Annotated in this window: 16 protein-coding genes and 3 pseudogenes; 3 read left to right on the top strand and 16 right to left on the bottom strand. The window is 38.6% G+C overall.

Annotated elements, in window-relative coordinates:
- Window positions 1-40: 40 nt before the first annotated feature.
- Together KO511_RS08560 and KO511_RS08555 are read right to left on the bottom strand one after the other, a co-directional pair.
- Window positions 41-1,798 (bottom strand): ABC transporter transmembrane domain-containing protein, encoded by a 1,758-nt coding sequence (locus tag KO511_RS08560; protein WP_252724299.1) that lies wholly within the window; start codon window positions 1,796-1,798, stop codon window positions 41-43.
- A gap of 298 nt (window positions 1,799-2,096) precedes the next feature.
- Window positions 2,097-2,453 (bottom strand): GNAT family N-acetyltransferase, encoded by a 357-nt coding sequence (locus KO511_RS08555; protein ID WP_215987021.1) that lies wholly within the window; start codon window positions 2,451-2,453, stop codon window positions 2,097-2,099.
- A 176-nt stretch (window positions 2,454-2,629) separates the two neighbouring features.
- Between KO511_RS08555 and KO511_RS08550 the strand changes: the two genes are divergently transcribed.
- Window positions 2,630-3,634: a Gfo/Idh/MocA family protein gene (locus KO511_RS08550; protein ID WP_215987020.1), complete on the top strand. Its 1,005-nt coding sequence runs from the start codon at window positions 2,630-2,632 to the stop codon at window positions 3,632-3,634.
- Here the strand turns inward: KO511_RS08550 and KO511_RS08545 are convergent.
- The 3 genes from KO511_RS08545 to KO511_RS08535 all read right to left on the bottom strand — a co-directional run bounded on the left by KO511_RS08545 (window position 3,631) and on the right by KO511_RS08535 (window position 6,139).
- Window positions 3,631-4,224 carry a cysteine dioxygenase gene (locus KO511_RS08545; RefSeq protein ID WP_215987019.1) on the bottom strand — a complete coding sequence of 198 codons (594 nt, stop codon included), beginning with the start codon at window positions 4,222-4,224 and terminating at the stop codon, window positions 3,631-3,633. The two genes, KO511_RS08550 and KO511_RS08545, sit on opposite strands and share 4 nt — an antisense overlap.
- Window positions 4,225-4,414: 190 nt before the next feature.
- Window positions 4,415-5,353 (bottom strand): LysR family transcriptional regulator, encoded by a 939-nt coding sequence (locus KO511_RS08540; RefSeq protein ID WP_215987018.1) that lies wholly within the window; start codon window positions 5,351-5,353, stop codon window positions 4,415-4,417.
- 183 nt (window positions 5,354-5,536) lie between these two features.
- Complete coding sequence (locus tag KO511_RS08535; protein WP_215987017.1) at window positions 5,537-6,139, bottom strand: nitroreductase family protein; 603 nt, start codon at window positions 6,137-6,139, stop codon at window positions 5,537-5,539.
- A 934-nt stretch (window positions 6,140-7,073) separates the two neighbouring features.
- On the opposite strand from KO511_RS08535, the gene KO511_RS08530 reads away from it, so the two are divergent.
- On the top strand, window positions 7,074-7,787 hold the full coding sequence (locus KO511_RS08530; RefSeq protein ID WP_125322133.1) for an SDR family NAD(P)-dependent oxidoreductase: 714 nt from the start codon (window positions 7,074-7,076) through the stop codon (window positions 7,785-7,787).
- 52 nt (window positions 7,788-7,839) lie between these two features.
- Here KO511_RS08530 and KO511_RS08525 read toward each other — a convergent pair whose 3' ends face one another.
- Window positions 7,840-9,543: a S8 family peptidase gene (locus KO511_RS08525; protein WP_215987016.1), complete on the bottom strand. Its 1,704-nt coding sequence runs from the start codon at window positions 9,541-9,543 to the stop codon at window positions 7,840-7,842.
- A 373-nt stretch (window positions 9,544-9,916) separates the two neighbouring features.
- On the opposite strand from KO511_RS08525, the gene KO511_RS08520 reads away from it, so the two are divergent.
- Window positions 9,917-10,396, top strand: a complete 480-nt coding sequence (locus tag KO511_RS08520; RefSeq protein WP_215987015.1) for a PaaI family thioesterase — start codon at window positions 9,917-9,919, stop codon at window positions 10,394-10,396.
- 136 nt (window positions 10,397-10,532) lie between these two features.
- Here KO511_RS08520 and KO511_RS08515 read toward each other — a convergent pair whose 3' ends face one another.
- The 10 genes and pseudogenes from KO511_RS08515 to KO511_RS08470 all read right to left on the bottom strand — a co-directional run bounded on the left by KO511_RS08515 (window position 10,533) and on the right by KO511_RS08470 (window position 18,980).
- Window positions 10,533-12,167, bottom strand: a complete 1,635-nt coding sequence (locus tag KO511_RS08515; protein ID WP_215987014.1) for a methyl-accepting chemotaxis protein — start codon at window positions 12,165-12,167, stop codon at window positions 10,533-10,535.
- Between the two features lie 264 nt (window positions 12,168-12,431).
- Window positions 12,432-13,688 (bottom strand): peptidoglycan DD-metalloendopeptidase family protein, encoded by a 1,257-nt coding sequence (locus KO511_RS08510; protein ID WP_215987052.1) that lies wholly within the window; start codon window positions 13,686-13,688, stop codon window positions 12,432-12,434.
- Between the two features lie 556 nt (window positions 13,689-14,244).
- The gene (locus KO511_RS08505; RefSeq protein WP_252724288.1) at window positions 14,245-14,445 is read right to left on the bottom strand and encodes a DUF1289 domain-containing protein; all 201 of its coding nucleotides are present in this window, start codon (window positions 14,443-14,445) and stop codon (window positions 14,245-14,247) included.
- 9 nt (window positions 14,446-14,454) lie between these two features.
- Window positions 14,455-14,908: pseudogene (locus KO511_RS08500) on the bottom strand (hypothetical protein).
- A 61-nt stretch (window positions 14,909-14,969) separates the two neighbouring features.
- Window positions 14,970-15,410, bottom strand: a complete 441-nt coding sequence (locus KO511_RS08495) for an iron chelate uptake ABC transporter family permease subunit (RefSeq protein WP_215987013.1) — start codon at window positions 15,408-15,410, stop codon at window positions 14,970-14,972.
- A gap of 17 nt (window positions 15,411-15,427) precedes the next feature.
- Window positions 15,428-16,396: pseudogene (locus KO511_RS08490) on the bottom strand (ABC transporter substrate-binding protein).
- A pseudogene (locus tag KO511_RS08485) lies at window positions 16,393-17,087 on the bottom strand (ABC transporter ATP-binding protein). Before KO511_RS08485 ends, KO511_RS08490 begins: the two co-directional pseudogenes overlap by 4 nt.
- Window positions 17,088-17,227: 140 nt before the next feature.
- Window positions 17,228-17,545, bottom strand: coding sequence for a DUF4144 domain-containing protein (locus KO511_RS08480; RefSeq protein ID WP_215987012.1), 318 nt, complete (start codon window positions 17,543-17,545; stop codon window positions 17,228-17,230).
- 58 nt (window positions 17,546-17,603) lie between these two features.
- Window positions 17,604-17,819: a TIGR02450 family Trp-rich protein gene (locus KO511_RS08475; protein WP_215987050.1), complete on the bottom strand. Its 216-nt coding sequence runs from the start codon at window positions 17,817-17,819 to the stop codon at window positions 17,604-17,606.
- A 69-nt stretch (window positions 17,820-17,888) separates the two neighbouring features.
- Window positions 17,889-18,980, bottom strand: a complete 1,092-nt coding sequence (locus KO511_RS08470) for a methyl-accepting chemotaxis protein (protein WP_215987011.1) — start codon at window positions 18,978-18,980, stop codon at window positions 17,889-17,891.
- Window positions 18,981-19,060: the final 80 nt, after the last annotated feature.

Below are 19,060 nucleotides of genomic sequence, written 5' to 3'. Positions count from 1 at the left end.
TGGCGAGGGGATAAACCTCGCCAATCTTTAGAAACTTTATCTATTCGTTCCTTGCAGTAAACTGCAAATCAACCAGTCGCTGATACAACTCACAGCGCGTCAACAATTGCTTATGATCACCGGTATCGACCAAATGCCCGTGTTCTAAAACAGCGATCTGATCTGCATGTTGAATAGTCGATAAGCGATGGGCAATAATGACTGTCGTCCTATTGTGCATCAATGCATCAAGTGCTTGTTGAACATGATACTCACTCTCACTATCCAATGCACTCGTGGCTTCATCAAGTAATAATATATCTGGATCTTTAAGAATGGCTCTTGCAATAGCAATGCGCTGACGTTGCCCACCAGAAAGTCGAACCCCTCTCTCACCGAGAAAGCTATTATAACCATGCGGTAATTTAAGGATAAAGTCGTGAGCATGGGCCTTTTTAGCAGCTGCTATAACCTCTTCATCTGTTGCAGATGGCTTACCATAACGAATATTGTAAAGAACATCCCGACTAAATAGTGCTGGTTGCTGTGGAACAAGCGCCATTTTTCCACGTAAAGCACTAGGATCGATATCACGAATATCCGCTCCGCCCAGTGTCACAGTTCCTTCTTTAGGATCATAGAATCTTTGCAAAAGTTCAAATAATGTCGTTTTCCCAGCACCAGAATGCCCGACAAGAGCGACTACCTGACCTTTCTTTACCGTCAATGAAAATCTATCGATTGCGGGTTGATCTGGACGCGAAGGATAAGAAAACGTTACGTCGTCAAACCGAAGCTCGGTACATAAGGAGTTAACTTCAAAGCGAGGGGTACTGGGCGAAATAATATGGTTTTCTACCTTAAGGAGCTCAATTAGCCTTTCACTAGCACCAACCGCTCTTTGGAGCTCTCCCATAACCTCAGAGATTGTTGCTAAGGATGATGCAACTATTAAGGAATAGAAAACAAACGCCCCCAAATCACCACCAGATATCGTACCATTGATGACATCATTACCTCCGACCCAAAGCATACCTGCAATCGCACTGAACACGATTAAAATAACACCAGAAATGAGGCTGGCTCTTTGCTTAACCCTTTGACAACCAATATCAAAGGCTTTTTCAACTTCAACTGCAAAAGCATCAATTTCCAAATCTTGCCGGCTGTAGCTCTGAACGGTTTTAATTTGCTCTATCGCCTCTCCAGCATAACTTCCAACATCTGCTACCGAGTCCTGGCTTTGACGAGAAAGCTTTCTAACCCGCCGACCATAAATTAAGAGAGGTACAATAATTATCGGCACCGCTATCAGTACAATGAGAGTGAGTTTAATATTTGTTGCAAACAACATAATGATAGCGCCAAAGCACATTAATGCACTGCGCATCGCCATGGATAATGATGAGCCGATAATACTTTGCAACAGTGTAGTATCAGCAGTGATTCTAGCCATAATGTCACCACTTCCGTTGGTTTCAAAGTAGCTGGGGTGCAAAGTAATAACATGATTAAAAACAGCAAGACGAATATCAGCACTGACCCTCTCACCGACACTAGAGACTAGATAAAAACGAAAAAATGTACCTATTGCAATCATAAGAGTAATAAATAAAATAAAGCCAATAGCACGATTAAGGGCCTCTCCTGACTGCTGCTTAAAACCTTGGTCAATCAACAAACGAAGGCCTTGACCAACAGACAAAGTAAGACATGCTGTTAGTACTAAAGCAAACAGGGCAGCAAATATTTTCCATCTATAAGGGCGAATAAACTCTATCAATTCACCTAACACATTTATAGATCGACGATTGGTCATGAGCGTATTTTCCTGATGGGAATGAGAATTATCTATATCATGTTGATTATCGCCACGCATAATACCGCCTAGTGGATTGAAAAATTTATCATCGTTGGTTAAAGGGCTAGTTTTGTTGGTACTTCATCCGTGAGCATAACATCGGGTATATCGACCAGCCAATATATTTTAGGTCAAGACAGTTAGGGTGTTCATATCTAATTTTAATAGTATTTATATCATTTTATTTTTAACATCAAAAAATGAAGAACGCTTTGACACAACCTGGCTTCAAGCCTCATTGTCAATAGATTTCCAACTACGCAATCGGCTTTCTGTACATTGGTGTAGACACTTCCTTTCCTCCCAAACGAATACTGGCTAGTGGCTTAAAACCAAAATTTTTATAGAAATCAACATTTCGTGGGTTAGATGACTCTAAATACGCACCTTCACCTGATCTATCAATAATCTTCAGCGTTTCTCGCATAAGGAAAGATCCTAATCCTTTTGCCATATAAGCAGGGTCAACACCAATAATCGGTAAATACCAACAATCTTGCTTTGGGAAATAGCTTTCCACTTCAGCAAAAACGCTGCTGTCATTAACATTCCATACTGCTTCTTTTGAGAAGAAGTTACCTGCCTTAGTTTCCCCTCGTACATAGTTCACCATGCCATTCTATCAATGCAAATTAAACTATTAATGGTACCATCAATAGTTAGTCTCTATCAGCTAAATTATTGTAATTTACATGCAATCTATATAATCATATCTAGGTAATTTATAGTTATTGACCTTAATGCAACTAGTCATTTAATATCCAACATAAAGTCAATAAAGGAACAATTATGGTAGAGCAACGTGTTCGCTGGGCCATCGCAGGGCTTGGAAAAATCGCCCACCGATTTGCAAACGATCTGACAAAACATGTCCCAAATGGGTACCTATATGCAGTCGCTTCACGAAGTGAAAAGCGTACTCAGTCCTTTGCTCACCAATATGAGGTGGAAAACGCCTATTGTTCGTATCAGGAGTTAGCAAACGATCCAAATGTTGACGCTGTATATATCGCCACTATTCACCCTCTCCACTACGATATGGTCAAACTATTTTTAAGTTCTTGCAAACATGTATTGGTCGAAAAACCTGCTTTCACTACAGTAAGTGACTGGGATGAGATGCAAAAGCTAGCCTCTGAAAAAGGTGTTTTGCTATTGGAAGCTATGAAATCGGTTACTTTCCCCGCTTATCAGAGTTTGCGCCAATTTATTAAGCAAAACAAAATCAAAATAACGTCAATAGAGGCCGCTTTTGGTAACTGGCACTCGTTCGATATTGAGCAGCAAATATTCAACCCCGAGTTATGTGGCGGAGCTACTCTGGATGTAGGTGTATACCCACTTTGGTTATACGCGGACTTATCTCACCTTACTGGCTCTAGCATTTTTCTTCCGAAAGTCACGTATTGGCAAGATAATCCAAATTCAGAGGTAGATGAAACTGCCGAGTTCCTTTTCGATCAAGGAATCAGTGGTAACATCAAAGCCTCAATTACCCAAAACTTAGAGCGTCATGCCATCATACAAGGTCCTGAGATAAAGATTATTATTCATGATAAGTGGTGGAATCCAATTAAGATAGATGTGATCTACAAGGGAGAACATACTGTCATATCTCAATCACCACTAGGAGGTGGTTTTGAATATGAAGCAACTCATGTCTCTGAGCTAATTCTTCGCGGGGACGATAGTTCGACAATACTCAGAGCAGATACGAGCCGAAAAGTCATCGCCATTATGGAACAAAGCCTAAAAGAACAAGGGTTTTCTCGACTTCTAAAGAAAAATAGCTAAATTTCGTAAAACCAAGTATCTTGCTGCAAATCGAGAAGCTCAGGCTGACCTTTTTCGAGCTGGTATAAATGGAACTGACTCAAAGGTGGTGAATATACATGCAAGGTGACAAGAGGTTTACCATCTGCCTGCAAATTAGAAATCTGATGAATATCATTGTCTCGACTTACGGTTACGCTCCCCTTTGGATAATGCGATGACTGAGAAGCATAAATATAGCCATTCGGCGCAGTCTCAAACAAGGTTTCAGTTGCTTCCCCCTGCAATACACGTACACCACAAGCAGTATTCAAATGGTCATGAATCTTGCTTCGTTGACCATTAAGCCAACTTAATATCAAAATTTCACAGTGTTTATTTTTAAATAAACGCTTCCGGCAATAATTATCTTGATCAAAACTCACCAACGATTTTATCTCTTCATCTGTAAGATCTACATGTTCTAGTATGAAGCGAATTGTTGCCAGTGATAGAGGCTTATTCGCCAACTGGATTTGTTCTATAAATGCCTGAAAATTGAGCCTAAAATCACTATCAAATAATGCAGCAAGTGCTGGTACCTGATCGGTAATCGTTATTGGATGTCCCAAATTACCCTCCTCATCTTGGTAGCTATGTTAAAGCAATGTAATTACATGATGATTCAGTAGACACTTACATGCATTAAAAGTGTCATAAATCAGTTCCGAATAAAGAGCTAGATCACGCTAAAATTGCAATTAAGCTTTAGACCAAGTTTCACTCAATAACAAAATGGCATCAGCTCATGCAATCTTACTATTAACTCTGATCGGTCCTCGTAGCAAGAGAGCGATAAATCATTTTCCTTAACCAAATATGAGCAGGATCAGTTGACCTTCTTTTGTGCCAAATAACATCAAAGTTAAAGGAATCAATATGAAATGGTGGCCTAAAGGTGACCAGATCTGGTTGCTTTTCAAATGCATTCAAAGCTCGTTTTGCTACTGTTAGTATTAGGTCCGTTCCTCTCACTAAATCACCAGCAATCCCCCAATGAGGAAGAACCATACTAATATTTCGTTTATGTCCAATTTTACTAAGTGAGCTATCAATTTCATTATCGGTCCCCTCTTTAAGTGCAACGAGAAGATGAAAACGAGATAACCAAGCTGATAAACTCAAATAACCACACTCTGGGATCGTCGACTTATCAGCGACACAAATAAACTCCTCTTGAAAAAGTGTTTCGGTTTGTAGTTCAGCACCGATATCAGGGAAAACACCAAATGCTAAATCAGATTCACCATCTATCACACTTGCTATCATAGCGTCTCTGCTACCTTGTCTAACCACAAATTTTATATTCGGGGCAATTGCACGAATCTGAGACAATAAATTAGGCAGAACTACTTTCGCACCATAGTCTGACATAGCAATCCGAAATGTACGATTAGCTATTTTTGGAGAAAACTCTAATGGTGCAAACAAAGTTGTCAACTGAGCTAGCGCCTCCTCTAGTGGTTGTAAAAGCTCTTCGGCTTTCGATGTTAATTCCAGCTTACCTGACCGGCGGATCAACAATGGATCATCAAATGTTTTTCGTAGATAAGCCAAAGAATGGCTTACAGCGGGTTGGCTTTTACTCAGCCGAATTGCAGCACGAGAAATATGCTTTTCAGACAATAACGCCTGTAAGGTCACTAAATGATTAAGATCAACTCGTCTTAGGTAGTTCATATTATGGCTTGTGAACGGCATTTTTACTTAACTCATTGTACAATATAAAAAATTCAACTAACTTTCAATTCACCTAGAACCATATGAGTTGTAGTTTGGACGCACTCCAAAAGATTTATTAGCGCATGTTTTTCCAAGCAAACTGATTGGACGATGGAACTGGATATACAAAATGTTCAAAACGTACTGATGGCCTTGAGCGCCCTACTCATAAATAATGCAGCGCTCTTCATCAGTAATAAATGTTTTATCTTCCGGATCCTTTTCTATGGTGCCAAATGGTAGCTGGGCTATCAGTTTCCAGTTGCTAGGAATCCGCCATTCTTGTGAGACACCTTCATCAATTATTGGATTGTAGTGTTGTATAGATGCCCCTATATTTTCTGCCGCCAACGCAGTCCAAACCGATAACTGTGCCATTCCATTAGCTTGCTCGGACCAGTTTTTAAAATTTTCAGCATACAAAGGGTAGATTTGTTCCAGTTTTTTAATCACTGAAGTATCTTCAAAAAAGAGTACCGTCCCAAACCCAGAAGAACAACAAGCATCTATTTTAGATAAACTCGTATCTAAAGCATCAAACGTTAGTAATTTACTCAGTTCATGTTTTACTAATGCCCAAAGTTTACAGTGGTGGTTACCAAACAATATCACAACACGTGTACTCTGGGAGTTAAACGCAGAAGGCGATAACTTTACCGCCTTGTTTACTAGATCGGAGATATGCTTCTTAGGCTGGGTAACACTGTCGCCTAAACAATATATAGTGCGTCTCCTTCCTAGGTTTAGCAAAAATGAATTTTTCATCAGCTTTTCCATTTTTATATTCTATTAATGATATCTACTTTTCTTTCTCTAAAGGGTAAGTATTTACTTTTATTACTCAGAAAACTTGAAAATCATTACTGCATCAATACCCACAACCATAACATGGAAACATAAAATAAGGATTTAAGACTCATTTTATTTGTAAGCAAAATAATAATTAATGAAACTAAAAATAAAATATAAATATAATCAATACTTCATAATGCCTATGCGACTATGTAGGAAAATCAATGCTCTTAGCTTAGTTAAAGAGCTATTCATTGCCAACTTGTCATAAATATCTTCTATCGATAGCAAGTGGATTATGATAATTAAATTTTTTTTTGGCATCTTATTTTTTGTGATCCTATGTTCTTGTTCATTCTCACATAATTTTCATTCTGAATGAAATTCGTATGACGAATGAAATTCACAAAAAAGATCATGTGTATTCACATAATGAATATTTACCAAAAAAATCAACAGGTTTGTCTCAGCATAACCTCTGAAGCATTTCTTAGTCAACCTATTCAATACTATAACCATTGCATATATTTTTCATTTAACAAGTTTAATTAATCTTTATTGTTAAATTAACATATAAAATATTTTAAAAATTTCATAGTATCACCATTTAATCCGTTAAATTAATTATAATACCGATGGACTAATTAAGATAATAAAAACATTTATTATTAAATATAATTATCAGTCTAATTAAAATGTTATTATTTAATTGTAGAACAAAAGTAATACCTATGTTACCGAGCAATAAATCATAATATCTGATAGGACCTCTTATATATCTCTTACACCTTTTAGAAAAAACCTGTAACTTATAGGTGTACTATAACTAGTTACTACTTATTTAAAGCTGGAAACCTTACCCAGCCGTTAACTAACATAGAATCTTAAGATTCAGAGGGTATACACTATGGCTAAAACCGCATTAATCACTGGTGCAAGTAGAGGGATCGGAAAGGCAATATCTCACTACTTTGCTCAACAAGGGTATCATTTAGTGCTAATTGCCAATAGCCTAAACAACCTAAACAAACTCAGGTCTGAAATAAATCGAGAGTTTCCAGATCTATCAATACAGGTATACAGTATTGACTTCTCATACCCTGAACTTTTAGAGTCATCACTACTACCAATTTTAGAAAATATTAATAACATAGATGTATTAGTTAACAGCGCTGGCATACTTAAAGCTGGTAACATTGGACTCTCTTTCACCCAACTCACAGAGTTGATCAATATTAACCTGACTTCAACAATGGTGATATGTAATGTTGTAGCGCAAAAAATGCAGCAACAAAAATTTGGTGAAATATATAATCTAGGATCGACTGCTGGACTATCCCCTGTAGCAAAAATTGCAGCTTATTCAGCCACGAAATCAGCCATAGTCAGTTATAGCCAATCGCTTTATCAAGAGCTCCTACCATACAACATAAAGGTATGTTGCTTATGTCCAAGCGTCGTTGATACCGATATGACAGATGATGGACGAATCGATAATCAACTTAAAATTGAAACCAAAGATATCACCAAAGCAATAGATTTTGTTCGCAGCTTATCTTCTGGCTCAGCTATGTCGGTTATTCCAATACGATGTAAAATCATTGATTTAGAAAATAGTTAAAATAAGAAGGGGGCTACATGACGTAGCCCCCTTCACTTCATAAACAACAAAATTAACGGCTTTGCAGCTCAGCAAAAATAGCTTCTGCGTCAACAACGCCTCCAGAGATAGACAAAGTGGTAAATGGAACTAAATCTTCTGGTGATGTAGGGTTTTTGACCAATAGCTCTGGATAAATACGAGCTTTGCTCATTAACAGATCTTTAAGCTCAACAGCTGACAGATCAGGGTAATGTGACCATACCATTGCAGCCACTCCAGAAACCACTGGTGCTGCCATACTAGTACCACTATATGCAGAGTATGTATTATTTGGCGTAGATGATAAAACCCGGTAACCAGGAGCAAATACATCTACCGTTTCCTGACCATAATTACTAAAACTCGCAACGAGAGAATCATCAGCATATTTCGCAGAAGCACCTACATCCATCCAAGTTGAAATAGGCTTGGACCATTGGTGTTTTGCAAAGCGGTTAGGGAAGCTTGGTTTGATATCGTTATCATTGCGGCTATTGCCTGCAGAGTGCACGATAAGCACACCTTTCCTTGCTGCATAACGGAATGCATGATCAACAATAAACTTACGCGGTGAATAGCTCTTACCAAAGCTCATATTGATAATTTTTGCGCCATTATCTACCGCGTAACGCACCGCATTGGCAATATCTTTATCTCTTTCATCACCATTTGGTACCATGCGAACAGCCATGATCTGAGCATGTTCAGCCAAGCCATCAATACCAATACCGTTGCGGCGTTCAGCTGCAATAATACCGGATACGTGTGTACCATGTGATCCTACTGGGCCTTTAACATCATTATTCCCATAACCCTTCTCCCAAGCATTATCGATATCATCCATTACAATATCTTGACGAGTGTCTAACTCTAAATTGTAATGATAATCGAGAGCAGTCTGATAACGATTTTTACGCGACTCCAAATAGTCAAATGAATACCATGATGCAAATACTGCTAAAATACCTTTTGTAGCTTCGACTACCTCTGGATTCGAATGCGATAACAATATTTGTAAACCATCCACTGTAAAGTCTTTATGTTCGACCAACTCAAGGATATCTACTTTGAACTGACTCGCCTGCTCGAAAGCAATAGTAACTTTCTCAAGCAAGCCTTGGTTCTTGGCAACAGACGCAAGATAATCGGCCTCAACACCTTTATAGTATGCAAGCTCTTTAGGCGGAATCCACTCTTGAGCGCTAACCATTTCAAGATACTTTTTGTATTCACGAGTCACTTCGAGGGTATCTTGATCAACATTTAATCCTAGTGAATTACCTAAAAAGTTCCAGCCATGGACATCGTCAATATAGCCGTTTCCGTCATCATCTATACCATTACCCGGGATTTCGTCTTCATTGGTCCAAAGCTTATTTTTTAAATCTTCGTGTTCAATATCTACACCTGAGTCAAGGACTGCAACAATGATTGGTTGAGGTTTGAGTGGTGGAAGCATTGATTCATACACATAATCAGCCCCAACTCCTTGTAAGTTAGAGTAGTTAGCAGACATATTGAACCAATCTCCTCGTTGTTCCGAGGGGGGGATAACCATGTTTGTTGAAAATAAAGCCGCAGGTTTAGCGAGATGTTGTGAATAGTCTTCAACAATATTGCCTTTTACATCAGTAATAAAAGGTAAGTTAGTCGGAGCTAGTTCTACACTAGCTGAGGCCGACGCTGAAGCCATAATTGCAACGGCAAGCGTAGTAAGCTTATATCCATTTTTCATCTTAATTACATCCTATTTAATTATGCGCTCAAAAAGCGCACAAAAGATAAGATGCAAAACTTAGAAAATCATTCATATCGTCAATTAAATGATATTAAGATCTCACTATTGGTGACACTTATTCTCTAAAGTTTGAGATAACTTCTATTGATTTAAGTAACACTTTCATAACAAAAAAACCAAATAAAAAGACTCATCTACATACAGCACACCATCTGGACAAATATACTGTTTTGACCTTAAAAGATAGCGAAAGACAACGGTAAAACATCACAAAATCGTATTTTAAACTTGAAGAATATATGACACATGCTTAACTAGGGTGGATAGTAAACAACTGAAATTTATAGCACTAACCACTGAGGAATAAAAAATGGAACAAAAAAATTCGTTTCAAGATCAGATACCCAATAATCATTGCTTTGGGTGTGGGCCTCAGAATAAACAAGGATTAAAAATTCATAGCTACTGGAATGGCGAAAACGAATCGGTCTGCAGCTTTACTCCCCAACCACATCATAGTGCTGGCCCATTGCATTTTCTTAATGGCGGAATCATTTCAACCATTATTGACTGTCATTGTGTATGTACTGCTATTGCCAAAGGTTACCAAATGCGAAGCAGAGAAATCGGCATGGGTGAAACCGTGTGGTTTGCAACAGGAAACTTGGACATAACGTTTTTAAAGCCCGTGCCCATTGATAGTGATGTAAAATTGATCGCCTCTATATCTGAGGCAAAAGACAGTAAAGTCATGTTAAGCTGCGAGCTTTTTTCTGACGGAGATTTATGCTGTCAAGGTACTGTTATCGCAGTAAAAGTGCCCAATAAATGGTTTGAATCTCGTTCATAGGTATCTCGATATAGATATTGAGCACTTTTCATCTAAGCAGACGTTATTTGTTTACTAAGATGGAGCTTTTCACTACGTAAGTAGCTCAACAACCACCAGCTGATGAGCCCTAAATTACATTTAGCTTTTGCTTTTTCTAATTTTGCTCAACTTTAAAAAATGAAAGCTCTGTATTTTGTTTGTCCGCCAGTGAAGCAAGTTCTGTCGCTGAAGACTTCGCTTGATCAACTGCACTAACGTTCTCATTGACCAAGTCAAACATAGCTACAGTACTTTGAGAGATCTCCTCAGTCACACTGTATTGCTCTTGAGAAGCAGTAGCAACAAGGGTATTAATACCAGAAATGGCTTCCACTGAACCAGCAATATCATCGAAAGACGACTTAACATTATCAGACAAATCTACTGATTCTTGTATAGAAGCAACATTAGCAATCATATTATTATTCGCTTTTTCTGATTGCTCCTGAAGTTTAGAAATGATCTCTTGAATATTTTGTGTCGACTCTTGTGTCTTACCCGCTAACTGACGAACCTCATCAGCGACAACAGCAAAGCCACGGCCCTGATCACCTGCACGAGCCGCTTCAATTGCGGCATTCAAGGCAAGTAAATTAGTCTGTTCGGAAATAGAACTGATAACATTGGTGACTTCCCCAATATTAACCGCACTGTTTTTTAATTCCTCAATCATGCCTGCCGTTTCCTGTACTGACTTGTTAATGTTCTGGGTCAATACAATTGATTTATCCAAGGCTTTGTTACCATCCTTCACATTGCTGATCGCTTTCTTGGTTTCATCCTCAGCTTGTACCGCATTGGACGACACTTCTTTAGAAGTACTAGATAACTCATTGATAGCCGTTGATATACCTTCTACCCTATTAAGCACATCCTGAGTATTATCTGCCGTATTTTGCATCAGTTGAGTTAAGTGGCTAGAGGCCGCATTAGTGTTATCCGAAGAATCCGTTAATTCTCTAATCAACTGAGAGAGTTGCTCAATAGACTGATTGTAAGTCTGTTTGATCTTGAAAAATTCATTCTTTGACGGTGTCAACACTAAAGGTTTGAGTGTACCTTTAGCCAGTTGCTTTATCGCGTGTGACATTTCATTGATATTATTCGCCAGTAAATTATTAATTAGCATCAAAAATAAACCTGACACAACACAGGATATTATCGACAAGACAATCACGTTGAACACTGACGAAGAAAGAGAAGATTTGAGTGCCGTGTAACGTGTCTGTAAGAATGCTTCTTCAGCACTATCAATTTGCTCAAAGATGACTCGCATATCATCCACATATTTCCTACGTTCTTGCTGAATGAAATTCAAAACTTCAGAGTCACTCGCAGATGATCTCAGCTTGATGCCCTTATCGATTTCAACACTAAGCCACTCCTCATAGAGGTTCCTAATCTCATTTAACCTTTTTGTTTGGACATCCGTTGGATTGTTGGCAAAAATTCCAGTCAGGTACTGCATGTCTTTTTTTATATTTTCAATTCCTAACTTGTAGGGCGATAATGAGGACTGAGATTTCGTTAGCATATAACCACGAAAACCAGTTTCAATATTTAGGATTTGCTCAAGTAGGCTATCAATCTTGCCTTTTATCGTATAGGTCTTAGAAACTTGTTCTTGGCTTGTAATCACATTCTGATTTGACTGACTAGCGAGAAGAGCAATTGAAATAAAACCTACAATAATGACGGTAAGTGCGCCAAAAATCAGCAACTTTGTCGGCAGTGTTTGCAATGTTTTCATAAAACATATCCTAATTGTCGTTTCAATCAATAATTCTAGGCGAAAAATCACCACTTGTGATGATTTAAAGCACAAATTAACTTCATTTACATCAAATTATGAGTAATTAATGCATACATCAAAGCAATAAATGAAGTATCAAGATTAAGTTTATTAGAGACAATAAAAAAACGCACACATTGATTTAGTAATGTGTGCGTTTAAAGAGATAGAGCAGGGTTAAAAGCACGTATCCTATGATGATGTACGTGACTAATTAAACCTTCAACTGGTTGACTCTTCAGACTCCGCTTTACTTGCAAGCTGAATTTCTTGTTGCCTCAGCATTGTATCGAGTTCATCTCGACGTGCTTTAAATGCCACCATTTCATTCTTTGATACTGAACTCGCCATTGGAATGTTTGCAGTCATAGCATTTACTGCTCGCCCGCGATCAATCAACTCATAATGAATATGTGGGCCCGTAACACGCCCTGTCGCACCAGAAAGACCTATTCGTTGCCCACGTGACACTTTTTGACCTTTACTCACTAAAATTTTACTTAGGTGAAGATAGCGAGTCTTATAACGACTGCCGTGTTGAATAACAACATAGTTACCCGCATATGGATGTTTGCGAGTCATCACAACAACTCCATCGCCTGTAGCTTGAATTGGAGTACCCGTAGGGGTCGCCCAATCAGTACCATTATGAGGAGCAATACGGCCAGTAACGGGATGTTTGCGTGTAGGATTAAAATTAGAACTTAATCGATAGTTGCCACCCACTGGCTTACGTTGAAAAGCACGCTGTAAACTGTTGCCATTCTTATCATAGTACTGACCGTCAGAGTGAAGATATGCTGTTATCTCTCTGCCGCGATTATAAACCTTTATTGCTTGCAATTCGCGATTACCCGTATCTTGCTCACCAACATACTGCTTGGACAGAACCACTTCGAAAACATCACCAGCACGCAGGTCACGGGAGAAGTTAAGCTTATCTTTGAGTAAAGTAACAATCTGTTCATTTTCATTAATCCCAAGACCAACACGGTGTAGAGATTGAGAAAAACTGCCCGCTATTTCTCCTACTAACGCTTGCTCTCTCCATATACTAGGGATTTTGACAGTGTTAAACGCATAACTTCCATCATCCAACAAGCGGTATACCGCCCGCTCAACAATACTAAATTCCAATTCCATTTTAGCTAAACGCTTGGTATCTGTATCTCGCCAGAACCTCAAAGTGTTCCCTGGTCTTAAAGTGTCTAGTGCCAGATAGTTAAGGTCCGTTTCCATTACTTTCATCAGTTCGGTATAGCCAAAGCCCAACTGGTTGAAAATGGTACTCAAGTTATCCCCTCTTTTAATGACATACTCATAATCTGGTATATCACCGATCACTTCTGTCTGATTCATCAGATTACTTGTGATGCTCGATTCGGGTAAAGAAAGGTGGATAGTACGTTTGTACTGGCTGGTATTATTCGTTGCAGATATAACCAATGCAGCAGCAAGAGGAAGACTCAAAAGTATCATTTTTCTCGGCTTAGAAAGCTCTCTAAAACGAGATTTAAAACTATTGGGTTGCACAATTTGACCTATACATGGCTAAAACAAAAAACAAAGATTACGGCTTTCTGGAAGGATTGTCACCTTCCGATTGTCATTATTGAATCAATAATAAGACAAACAAGCCTATGTATAGACTAACCATTATTGATAATGATATCAACTTATCCATTAAGATCAGAATCATGATAAGTTGAAATTAAGCTTTTATCAGAGCAAAACCCATTGAGTTGATCATGATTTGCATTTGGATAATTAACCCAGCGCTGGCTATCAGCTAAATAACAATACTGAAAATGGTTATCTCTGAGTACACGAGCACTCTAATTGTAGAATGTCGATTTAACCACTTTTCATCTCTACTGGCTGCCAATCCAAGAAGCCAGTCACAATATCAACTGATTGGCTTCATTATTGGCATTAGTGCCTAGTCTCTTTAAACCCGAAAGATATCGCAATAAGACCAAATACGATGAAATGAACTTTATGCGAATAAAGCCAAATTGTACCATGCACATCATAGCTATTTATGCATTTTAGCCATTCTCTTACTGAGTTCATTTTGTAGGAGGCTTAAAGCATAAGGTTTCATCACTTTCCACTTTTGGCATTCTTCTCTGCTTCTACCACAGCCAACGCACCAGCCCTTGGGTCCCGAAAACTCACAAATATCGATACATGGGCTTTTTTTTTGTTTTTCATCAATTACTACTCCAAAAGGCAAGTAAATGTCTCAACGATTAACAGACTTCAAATTACATAATATCTTTTCGACACTCGGCTCTAAAGTAAGCAAACCATTAAATTCCTCGAATATACGCTGCTCTAAATTCTTAAAATTAAGCGGTAGCATTCGCTGACAGATCCCGTAGTTGTTTCCAACAGTTTTGTACCCCTTCCAGCTGGCTATATGTTCTTGCTCTAGCGCCATAAAACGACGAATAAATTCAGCCTGTGAAGGGCAATCTTCTTCAGCATGCATACACACAGGAAACAATTTTTGCTTAATTTGTGGCACTTCAATAAAAGTTTCAAAATGAATTCCCCCTTGATTTTGGTTAAACCAATTTGTTTTGTATAAATTGAAGGTAATTTCCACAATTGTAAATTTCCCAATCATCATCAAACCAATTGGCTTGTTGAAGCATTCTTTCCAGATTGCGGAATACACCTTTTATATCTTTCATATTACTTATTTCATTAGTTAATGTGTTAAGGAGACAAATTTTCAATTCATTCTCGAATGATTCAGGATTTTTGATACCCAACACGATATAAAACAAACAAGCCACCAAGCGCTGCTGTGACTATGCCAACCGGTAACTCTTGTGGTGCTAAAACCGTTCGGCTCATCAGATCACCAAACAGCAGAATAACAGCTCCTGCTGACGCACCAGAAGATAAACCAAAAAGAAAAGGGTCCGCTAAATCATTTTTGGTGGATGTCTGCAGCAAGGCTCCAACCATTGCTAAACCAACTCCCGCTACAACGGCTAGTATCGCTCTTGGCAATCGAACATCGATAAATATTCGGCTGGTAATACTCATATCAGCATAATTAAATTCACCCAACCCTTTTACAATCTCACCCAAAGATAGTGAGACCGAACCACATTTCAGACTTAACACAAACGCGATGGCTAAAGCCATTGCACCAAAAAACCACGCTAATCGATATTTACACCACATAGAAAAATCAAGATTACTCAGAAATAATTAGGCATTAGGACATCTGCAAGTTTTTCAATGGCCTTAATATTTTCAGGCCCTGGTGTAATCTGCTCATATCGTAACGTTAGATAGCGCTCTGACATCACACCTTTAGTGTGTTTCATTAATGGATGACGTTCCAAAAAATTCTTAAGAGCATTAGCACCATTTTCCGTTTGATAATCAAGCAAAATAATCACATCTGGATTGGAACGAGCAACAAACTCCCAAGACGTTGACGCCCAACCAGTAGGCATATCACCAGTCACATTGACACCCCCTGCAGCTTCAATAATGGCATTTGGCATTGCATACTTTCCTGCGGTAAATGGCTTATCTTCTCCAGAGTCATACAAAAATACTTTTAGTGGGGGTGTACTATTTATTTTTTTCCTCTCAGTGATCTTCGCAATACGCGCTTTCCAATCAGCAATTAATTGATCAGCTTGATCTTGAACGTCAAAGATGACCCCCAATTTTTTAATGTCACTGTACAGTAAGTCCATACTTGCAGCCTTTTGAAGCTTTTGTGTATGAATGCAACTTTCAGATAGAACAAGTGTATCAATATTATAAGGGTTGAGCGTTTGTGGAGTAACATCACCACCAACTTTCATACCATAGTTCCAACCTGAAAAAAAGAAGTCGGCTTTTGATGAGATAAGTATTTCAAGAGACGGATACTTAGGTGCAAGTTCAGGAATATCACCCAAATTTTTTTTAAAGGATGACTACATTTTGTACCACCCTGAAATACCTGTCACACCCACAATATCTTTTTGTAAACCAAGAGAAAACACCATTTGCGACATATTGATATCATGGATTACAGCCCGAGATGGTTGCCGCTCGATAGTTAATGGATTACCACAATTATCAAGAGTTACTGGGTAAACTGTGCTTTTCGCATAAACAAAAGACAGTGGAAAGAAGAGTGAAAGAGAGGATACGAAATATCGCTTCATTGTATAGATCCTATCAAAGATAAATAACTACTAGGTGGTGGTGCTGCTTCAAAGTGGTGAATGGTGCTTTCCATTCGAGGGTGTTTAAACTCAATTACATTCAGTCCAAAGATGGGAGTCATAAATTCGTTTTGTATCAGACTATTAGGCGCCCCGAACACGACCATTTTTTGCTCTGACATAAGCAAAACTTTATCAGCAAAAGGGCTAACTAAAGGTAAATCATGCAATACCGCAATAGTGGCAATTTGCTTCCTTTTTATAAGTGACAACAGCTCTAGCCTAGCTAATGGATCAAGATGATTTGTTGGTTCGTCTAATAGCAGAAGTCTCGGCTCTTGCGCAAAAGCCCGTGCGATACTAGCTCGTTGCTGCTCACCCCCTGACAGTTCTCCAAAATATTCTAGGCTTTTATGAGAAAGACCGACATCTCTGATAGCTTGCTCTATGGCTCTTGCATGCTCTTTTTTACTACAACACAAATTATGTGGCACTCGACCTAAACCAACATATTCAACCACTCTCATTCGAGGCTCAACAAGCTCGATTTACCGCAACCATTTGGCCCAATGATGACTATACACTCACCTTGATAAACATTAAATTTAATATCTGATACCGCCCTCCAGTGATCAGGACCGTCAACGCAAAGATGCTTGATTGATAGAATGGGTGAATTCAGGTTTTCCATTACATGACAACTTTTAGCCACTTTTGATATGTTATAACACATTAAAAGTGGTTGGGTGATTCTATTATTAGTTAGAAATAAAGCGAAATCGTCCTATCGAAGAGTGGGAGTAAGGTAAGAATAGTATTAGCAACTTTTCGCTACAACACCACTATAGAGTTGATAGCCTCAGCAATCGAAGTGAACTGGATTTTCGTCAGACATACTTCGGCTTGAGCAAACTGGTGCTCCTGAATAAACTCAGTAACACTCTCAAGCGAGAGCATTCGGTCCTGTGATTCAAGCGTATAGCCAAATCGGCAAGATTTGACTTGATAGGTATGACCAAGACCGTCAATCAGACAATCGGACGAGCTAAAAATCAGACAGTCGAGTTCTCTCGATAAAGCTTGTTCGCTGGCGAGAAAAATCAGCTCAGAGTCTCCTTCAAGTTTAAGTATACAGGGCCATTGCACCATAATAATGTCTTGCTTGCTGTTGTTAGAGATTGAATCTATCACTTAACGGCTATCAAGACTACTTCCAACCATATTGCCACTGGCTTGCATCTTTTAAATCATGCCAATCGATAAGATAGTTATTTTTTGAAAGAATGGCTTGCAGGGTGCAAGAGACAACCCTTCCTTCCTCATCATATTCGGCGTCTGTCACTAAAAAGTGCTTTTCTCGTTTTAAAGGGGAAACAGCTGTCCATTTACTATTCGCAAGCTTAGCGGGGTTAATTTTATTCATTGTATAGTTATCAATATTTAATTCGGCCAGGTGTTTATACTTTTTGAGAGTGACCATAGATCAAAACACTTACGTTTTACTCTCATTGATATCATCAATCAACCGTTCTAACAAAGCGACAACTTCTTCACTCGCCACTTCCATAGTGTTTAGATGTTTGAACATAGCTTGTGTATCACCTACTTTTCCTGACTCAAGTGCTAATCTACCTGATTCATGAACTTGCTTATGAGGAGCATCAAGAGACTTGAAGTTATTCAGATGGCTATACAACTGCTTTCCCTTACCTTCGAAATACCACTTTCCAAGACGGCATTCAGTATGCTTGTTAACTTGAGTATTAAAATCTTCATTTACAACTTGTTTGTATACCGCATTTTTCCACACCATATGGTCCATTTTTACAGTATCCAAAAATGCTCTCGAAGCCTTATCATAAATTACTCGCTTCATATTTTCTGAGCTTTCAAGAACGTCATTGAGCGATGAACGTATTGCATCAGAAGATATTACTACTTGTTCTACACTCAGAGCATCATTCTGAATTGATTGCTTAATTTCAGAAGACTGTGCCAAAATAGCTTTTACCAGTGCTTCAATTTCTTCACTTGATTTGTTTGCCTTTTCCGCTAGGGTTCTTACTTCATCAGCAACGACTGCAAACCCACGTCCTGCTTCTCCTGCCCTCGCTGCCTCAATGGCGGCATTTAGTGCTAAAAGGTTCGTTTGTTCGGATATTTCTTGGATTGCTCCTACAAGGTGACTAATGTTAGAAGCTGTATCAGAGAGTGTTTCTGCAGATGTCATACTATTTGATGACTGTTCTCGAATATGAAGGGCACTCTCAGACAATTTGGCCAATGCTCTTTCTGCTTCAGTAAATGTATCACCAACGTCTTCCAATACCGTTGTTTCGTGCTCAAGTTCAGTTGCAGAATCTGCCAAACCGTTTCTTATTCTATCTATTAAATCACTACTTCCAACTAATAGTGGCAGTACTTGAGACGATAAACCTATTTGTTGCTGTGATGTGCTTTTCTCTTCCAAATCAGCTTTTAAGGCCTGAATATCTTCCAAAGACGCTTGATATTTCAACTCAAGTTCGTCGATTTTATCTTGAAGTTCTTGATTTTTTTGCTTTAGTTTTGATGTCCAAATCATAGTGTTTAAATCCGTGGCTTTAAAAATAAAAGAAAGTGTTGTCGCATAATCGGAGCGAGAAATGACCAATGCACATAGTT

This window comes from Vibrio hepatarius, from assembly GCF_018860525.1.
GTDB lineage: Bacteria > Pseudomonadota > Gammaproteobacteria > Enterobacterales > Vibrionaceae > Vibrio > Vibrio hepatarius_B.
The sequence above is the reverse complement of the archived record's forward strand: the minus strand, read 5'-3'. Positions and strand labels throughout refer to the sequence as shown.

What these genes read in the sequence shown, in the direction of transcription:
- KO511_RS08560 (WP_252724299.1), bottom strand. Translation starts at nt 1,798, where the DNA reads ATGACCAATCGTCGATCTATAAATGTGTTAGGTGAATTGATAGAGTTT.
- KO511_RS08555 (WP_215987021.1), bottom strand. Translation starts at nt 2,453, where the DNA reads ATGGTGAACTATGTACGAGGGGAAACTAAGGCAGGTAACTTCTTCTCA.
- KO511_RS08550 (WP_215987020.1), top strand. Translation starts at nt 2,630, where the DNA reads ATGGTAGAGCAACGTGTTCGCTGGGCCATCGCAGGGCTTGGAAAAATC.
- KO511_RS08540 (WP_215987018.1), bottom strand. Translation starts at nt 5,353, where the DNA reads ATGCCGTTCACAAGCCATAATATGAACTACCTAAGACGAGTTGATCTT.
- KO511_RS08535 (WP_215987017.1), bottom strand. Translation starts at nt 6,139, where the DNA reads ATGAAAAATTCATTTTTGCTAAACCTAGGAAGGAGACGCACTATATAT.
- KO511_RS08530 (WP_125322133.1), top strand. Translation starts at nt 7,074, where the DNA reads ATGGCTAAAACCGCATTAATCACTGGTGCAAGTAGAGGGATCGGAAAG.
- KO511_RS08525 (WP_215987016.1), bottom strand. Translation starts at nt 9,543, where the DNA reads ATGAAAAATGGATATAAGCTTACTACGCTTGCCGTTGCAATTATGGCT.
- KO511_RS08520 (WP_215987015.1), top strand. Translation starts at nt 9,917, where the DNA reads ATGGAACAAAAAAATTCGTTTCAAGATCAGATACCCAATAATCATTGC.
- KO511_RS08515 (WP_215987014.1), bottom strand. Translation starts at nt 12,167, where the DNA reads ATGAAAACATTGCAAACACTGCCGACAAAGTTGCTGATTTTTGGCGCA.
- KO511_RS08510 (WP_215987052.1), bottom strand. Translation starts at nt 13,688, where the DNA reads ATGATACTTTTGAGTCTTCCTCTTGCTGCTGCATTGGTTATATCTGCA.
- KO511_RS08495 (WP_215987013.1), bottom strand. Translation starts at nt 15,410, where the DNA reads ATGTGGTGTAAATATCGATTAGCGTGGTTTTTTGGTGCAATGGCTTTA.
- KO511_RS08480 (WP_215987012.1), bottom strand. Translation starts at nt 17,545, where the DNA reads ATGGTGCAATGGCCCTGTATACTTAAACTTGAAGGAGACTCTGAGCTG.
- KO511_RS08475 (WP_215987050.1), bottom strand. Translation starts at nt 17,819, where the DNA reads ATGAATAAAATTAACCCCGCTAAGCTTGCGAATAGTAAATGGACAGCT.
- KO511_RS08470 (WP_215987011.1), bottom strand. Translation starts at nt 18,980, where the DNA reads ATGATTTGGACATCAAAACTAAAGCAAAAAAATCAAGAACTTCAAGAT.